This is a genomic window from Nostoc sp. 2RC (assembly GCF_014222165.1).
GTDB classification, from domain to species: domain Bacteria; phylum Cyanobacteriota; class Cyanobacteriia; order Cyanobacteriales; family Nostocaceae; genus Nostoc; species Nostoc linckia.
Genome location: NZ_JACKZU010000451.1, coordinates 1 through 6,004, shown reverse-complemented (window position 1 = coordinate 6,004; position 6,004 = coordinate 1). Strand labels below are relative to the sequence as shown.

The 6,004-nt window shown below is 41.6% G+C and carries 3 protein-coding genes; 1 reads left to right on the top strand and 2 read right to left on the bottom strand.

The features are described from left to right. Nucleotides 1–2,696: MHYT domain-containing protein (locus GNE10_RS31075; protein WP_185569721.1), on the top strand; the 2,696-nt coding region annotated here is incomplete at its 5' end. 252 nt (nucleotides 2,697–2,948) lie between these two features. On the opposite strand, the gene GNE10_RS31070 is transcribed toward GNE10_RS31075, so the two are convergent. Together GNE10_RS31070 and GNE10_RS31065 are read right to left on the bottom strand one after the other, a co-directional pair. Continuing rightward, nucleotides 2,949–4,565 carry an iron uptake porin gene (locus GNE10_RS31070; RefSeq protein ID WP_185569719.1) on the bottom strand — a complete coding sequence of 539 codons (1,617 nt, stop codon included), beginning with the start codon at nucleotides 4,563–4,565 and terminating at the stop codon, nucleotides 2,949–2,951. Nucleotides 4,566–4,826: 261 nt separating this feature from the next. After that, nucleotides 4,827–5,885 (bottom strand): Gfo/Idh/MocA family oxidoreductase, encoded by a 1,059-nt coding sequence (locus GNE10_RS31065; RefSeq protein WP_185569718.1) that lies wholly within the window; start codon nucleotides 5,883–5,885, stop codon nucleotides 4,827–4,829. Nucleotides 5,886–6,004: the final 119 nt, after the last annotated feature.

Below are 6,004 nucleotides of genomic sequence, written 5' to 3'. Positions count from 1 at the left end.
ACCTCCCCACCTCCCCTATGACTAGCATCTACGACCTACGCTTGGTAGCACTTTCAATTTTCATCGCTGTGTTTTCCTCATATACTGCCCTTGATTTGGCTGCAAGGGTTACAGCAGCCAAAGCATCGGCGAAAGTCGCTTGGTTAATTGGCGGCGCAATGGTTATGGGAATCGGTATTTGGTCGATGCATTTTGTGGCCATGCTCGCTTTTAGTATGGCGATACCGATGGTCTATGATATGTTGATTGTGCTGGTTTCTATGCTGCCTGCGGTCATTGCTTCGGGGGGCGCACTTTTCCTAGTCAGTCGCCCAGTGTTAAGTATTTGGCAATTGCTGGTTGGTGGGACGTTAATGGGTATTGGTATCGCCTCCATGCACTACATTGGAATGCTGGCGATGCGAATGCAAGCAACCGCTACATACAACCCAGTGCTGTTTCTACTTTCCATTGCCATCGCCATCGGCGCGTCGATTTTAGCACTCAATATTGCCTTTCATTTACGCACGCCCACGAGTACAACTGACTGGTTGGCAAAGATTGGTAGTGCTACTGTCATGGGGGGAGCGATCGCTGGAATGCATTACACAGGGATGGCGGCTGTTAAATTCATCCCGACTAATCCAGCAGCAATTTCTGGGCTAGCAAAAACCAACGATTCCCTAACTTTGCTGGGTATTTCCATTGCTACCGCTACCTTTGTAATTCTTGGTTTTACCCTGCTGACTTCATTTATAGACCGACGATTGTCCGATCAAACAAAGCTTTTGGCACAGCAAGAAGCCCAAGCCAAACTTTCACAATTATTTACAGAAATTACCTTAAAAATTCGGCGATCGCTCAAATTAGATGATGTAGAGAACACTACTGTTTATGAAGTTCGTCAAGCATTGAAAACAGACCGTGTGATTATTTATCGTTTCAATGCTGATTGGAGTGGGATTATCATTGCTGAGTCCGTTGGCCAAGGTTGGACGAAAACCTTAGGAAAAACTGTCAACGATCCATTCCGGGAAGACTATATTGAAATGTACAAAAATGGTCGAGTCCGAGCTACCAATGATATTTATGCAGCTGGTTTTACAGAATGTCACCGGGAAATTCTTGAAGGTTTTCAAATCAAAGCAAATTTGATTGCACCAATTATTCATAACAATCAACTTGTGGGTTTATTGTGTGCTCATGAGTGTTCCACAACCCGTAATTGGCACAAATATGAAATTAATTTATTTAAACAATTAGCAATTCAAGTCGGCATTGCTTTAGAACAAGCAAGTCTAGTAGCTGAACTTGAACACACGCAGAAAGTTTTGCGGCTTCGGGATCGGGCCATCGCTTCCGCAAGTAACGCCATATTCATTACCGATCCACGTCAGCCAACAAATCCAATTATATTTTGTAATGCGGCCTTGGAAAAAATCACAGGCTATTCATCTGACGAGTTACTGGGATGTAACTACAAATTTCTCCAAGGTTATGACACAGATCCAGATACAATTACAGAATTAGATGAAGCAATGGAAACTTCCGGAGAATGCCAAGTTGTACTCAAAAATTATCGTAAAGACGGAAGTTATTTTTGGTGTGAATTAACTGTTTCTCCCGTCCTAGATGTATTTGGACAAACAATCAACTTTGTTTGCGTGCTAGTGGAAATTACTTCACGCAAAGAAACCGAAGAAGAATTAAAGCGCAGCCAAGAAATTTTGCAAAAGCAACTGCGAGAAATTATTGCTGATATTAATGAAGTATTGCAAGGAGATTTAACTGTTCGTTCTCAAGTGACAACAGGCGAAGCTGGAATCTTAGCTAATGGAATCAATACCATCATTTATACGCTGTGGGAAATTGTTACTCAAGTCCAACAAATTGCTTACCAAATCAATGTTGGTGTTGGCGAAAATTCTGCTTTAGTCCAACAAGTGGGAGATGAAACACTCAAACAAATCGAACAGGTTAACTATACCCTTCAAGAACTAAATAATCTGAATCTTTGGATTCAAAAAGTAACAGATAGCGCTGAACAATTACAGAAAATAGCTGTTACTACTACTAATACAGCAGAAACAGCCAAGACAACAATGGATTTAACTGCCGAAAGTATCTGGAATTTACAACAAACAAACTCACAAATAGGCAATAAAGTCAATAGTTTGGGCGACTATTCTCACAAAATTTACCGTGTAGCATCAACGATTAGGCAAATCGCCACCCAAACTAACTTATTAGCCAGCGACGCTAGTATTGAAGCCACATGGATGGGCGATCGCGGTAGGAGCTTTGCAAAAGTCGCAGAACAAATTGCCCAATTAGCTGTGCAATCTAGCGAAGCAACCCAAGAAATTGAAGGCGTTTTAAGTAATGTAGAAATGGAAACTAGCGCATTAGTTCAAGCCATAGAATTGGAAACTAATAAGATAGGAGAAAAAGCAAATATTGTCCAAAATACCAAGTTAAGCTTGGAAGATATTTTAGAAGTATCTCAACAGATAAATCATTTAGTCCAATCTATTTTTACAGCAACAACATCTCAAACAGAAACTTCCCAAGCGATGGCATCTTACATCGAACACATTACTCAAACCTTAAAATACACCGCAGATTCTTCTAGTACTGTATCAAACTCTCTACAACAAACAACAGAAGTAGCAAAGCAATTACAAGTGTATGTCAGTGGATTTAAAACTGGGGAGTAGGCAGTGTGGGGAGCAGGGGAAAAGTAAGTCAAAAGCTAAAAGGCACTCATTAGATTTCTTGCAAAAGTAACTTTTGCAACAGGGGGAAAGGGAAAAGGTTAAAGGGAAAAGGGTTTTTATTTGTCCTTTTCCCTTTACCCCTTACCCTTTTCCCCACTTCTCTTAGAAGTCTATTAAAAAGAAAAGAATATGAGTGTCTTTTGACTTTTTAATGCCTAATGCCCCATGCCCCATACAGTCAACATTTTCAATTTAAAAATCGAAGGTTGTGCGAAGTACTCCCACGTATTGAGTATCATTTTGGCTGTTGTTTTCTGGGTTGAGAATTACCCAAAAACCAGGAGTTACTGAAATGTTGTCGTTTAATCGCAAGCGATAGAATGCTTCGATGTGGTAAGCGTTATCTGGCTCTTCACGGACATCACTGTTAGAAATACGCGGTGGTAAACCAACGAGAATTCCTGGAAGGTTACCTTTACCTCCCACATCTGGGAATGACAAGCCAATGGCCCCAAACCAGGCATTAGCATTATCGCCGTTGTTTACGAACAGAGAATCTGTTCCACCAATGCCATTGGAAATATTACTCAAACCAGAACTCTCAGCAGTGGCCCAGATATATCCACCCCAACCGTGAATTTGGAAATTTGGCGACAAGCGATAATACCCTTGGAGGCCGACAATGCTATTGGAAGTAGCAATATTGTTGCCAAAGGGAGCGCTGGATAGAACGCTACCTCTTCCACCTGTGATATCAACGGTGCCAGCAGGATTATAGCCATGAGAATAAGCTATACCAATGGCTCCTTGTTTGGCGTAATACACTAAATGGGCAAGAGCATTGTAACCGCCATCAAATAACCCATTGTTCTGTGTAGGGTTATTGGGACTATTTGCTAAGTAACCCAGAGTCAGAACCAAGTCCTTTTTGATACTCCAGTTGACGGCTGCACCACCGCCACCCCGCTCGAAAAGGAAACTGTTCTTGCCGAATAGTGAGGGAATTCCGTTGCCATCATCGCCGATGGTAGCAGGGGTGACGTTGTCTGTGATGTCGTTATAACCAATGCCTACAGGGCCGACAACGAAGGATAAGGAATTACTCACCGGGAAGTAGTAACGAATGTGGGGAACGATCAGTCTATTGTCGGTGTCGTTGTCGAAGTTGAGGCGCGTCATTCCCGTACCACTAGCTGTGGCAATTCGGCTTATGCCATTGGCATCGGCAAAGTTGCCAAACTCCAGACGGACTCGCAACAAATCTTTACCTGTGAAACTACTCTCCAAATTCAAACGACCGCGAGTAGCAAATATAGTATTAGATTCATCAGCATCGCCTCCCACGCGATCGCCAAAGGTGTCGGTAATGGCAGTAATAACCTGAGCGTTCAGCTTGGTGGTGGTAGAAAACTGTTGCGCTTCTAGGGTTGCTGCACGTGCCTCTAAGTTATCCACCCGCCCGCGCAGAGTTGCTAGTTCTGCTGCAAAATCTTCTTGTAGTTTTTGCAGTACTGCCAAATCTTCTTTATTGACTAAATCGCCAGTAGCTGTAGCAATTAACTCATTCACCCGATCCAAACAAGCATTTAAACCTGCCGCAAATTCGTAACGAGTTAAAGCCCGGTTACCGCGATAGGTGGAATTGGGATAACCTGCAATGCAACCGTAGCGTTCCACCAGCGATTGCAGCGCTTGAAATGCCCAATCAGTCGGTTGGACATCGGAAAACTGAGAAACTGAGGTGACTTGTCCCTGCAATGTACCAAAATTAGCATCTGGGGTATTTGCATTGTCATTCAAAGGCGTTGCCCAAACTGCTGGGCATGAAAATAAAAGCAGTGGAAAACTGCATAACAGATTTTTCAACATTGGATGTGTTATTGCCTGGAATCAAATATGGGTAAATGGGTTCAGAATTCAGGAGTCAGGAGTCAGGAGTCAGGAGTCAGAATTCAGGAGTTAGGAGTTAGGAGTCAGAATTCAGGAGTTGGGAGTTGGGAGTTGGGAGTTAGGAGTTAGGAGTTAGGAGTTAGGAGTCAGAATCTTGATGACGCAACGATACGATTAACGTACAGATAAATCTCTGAATTCTGAATTCTGAATTCTGTATTCTGACTCCTGAATTCTGAATTAGTGAATTCTTGTGCAAACTGTTATGACTTTTTGCTGATTGCTGCTGTTAATAGCCGCTTCTATAATCTGCATTACATTAATTCCGTCTTCGGCAGTTACAGGAATTGGCTGATGGTGAACTATTGATTGATACATTGCATCGTAGTAGCCTAAATAACTACCTTGTGAGCTTTTGATTTTTTCTCGGATTACTTTTGCATCTTTTTCTGTATGCAATAGTCCATATTCACTTTCAGGCTCAGTGTACCAGTGTTCAGTGTTAGGCTTCATACCAGCCCGTAAATTGTCTTCTTGTGCATCCGCCCTACTTTTAAGAAAAGAACCTTTTGTACCATGTATAATATACGATGGTATTGGTTCCCGCACGAGGAAACTTGCTTTCAATTTGACACGCAGTTTCTTGTAGTAAAGTATCAGCTCCAAATAATCATCTATCTGTGATGCTGCTCTGGTAATTCGCATATCTGCAAAAACAGCATCAGGCATCCCAAATAAATGCAAAGCTTGGTCTATTAAGTGCGGCCCTAAATCTTTAATGATTCCTGCTCCCGGCCCAGGAAGTTCTACATGTTGTTTAGGACTGAGTGTGGGTTTGTATCGAGCAAATTGAAATTCTGCTTCAATAATATCTCCTAATAAGTCTGAATGAATAATTTTTTTTACTGTTTGAAAATCACTATCCCATCTCCGATTTTGATATACAGATAATTTTTTTTGCTTTTGTTGTGCCAAGTCTTTAAGTTCTTTGGCTTCTGCTACTGTTGTGGTAAATGCTTTTTCTACCACTACATGTTTGCCTGCAAGTAAAGCCTGCTTAGTATACTCGTAATGAGTATAAGTAGGCGTATTTACTACTACTAAGTCAACTTGTTCATCTGTGAGCAAAGCTTCTAAGGAAGAATAGCTTTTGACATCAGGATAATCTTCTTGTATCAGCTTTTTACTTCTTTCCCAGGAACCTATTAATTCAAATCCGGGATGCAGATTGATAAATGGTGCATGAAATACCTTACCTGATAATCCATAAGAACAAAGAGCGGTCTTGATAATTTCCATTTTTGTGATTTACTGAAGCGAAATTTTATGAAAAGAATTCAGAAGTCAGAATTCAGAATTCAGTATTATGTCTGGTTAGGTTAAAGACTTATAGTTAGGACTGACGCGGGGACGGGGGG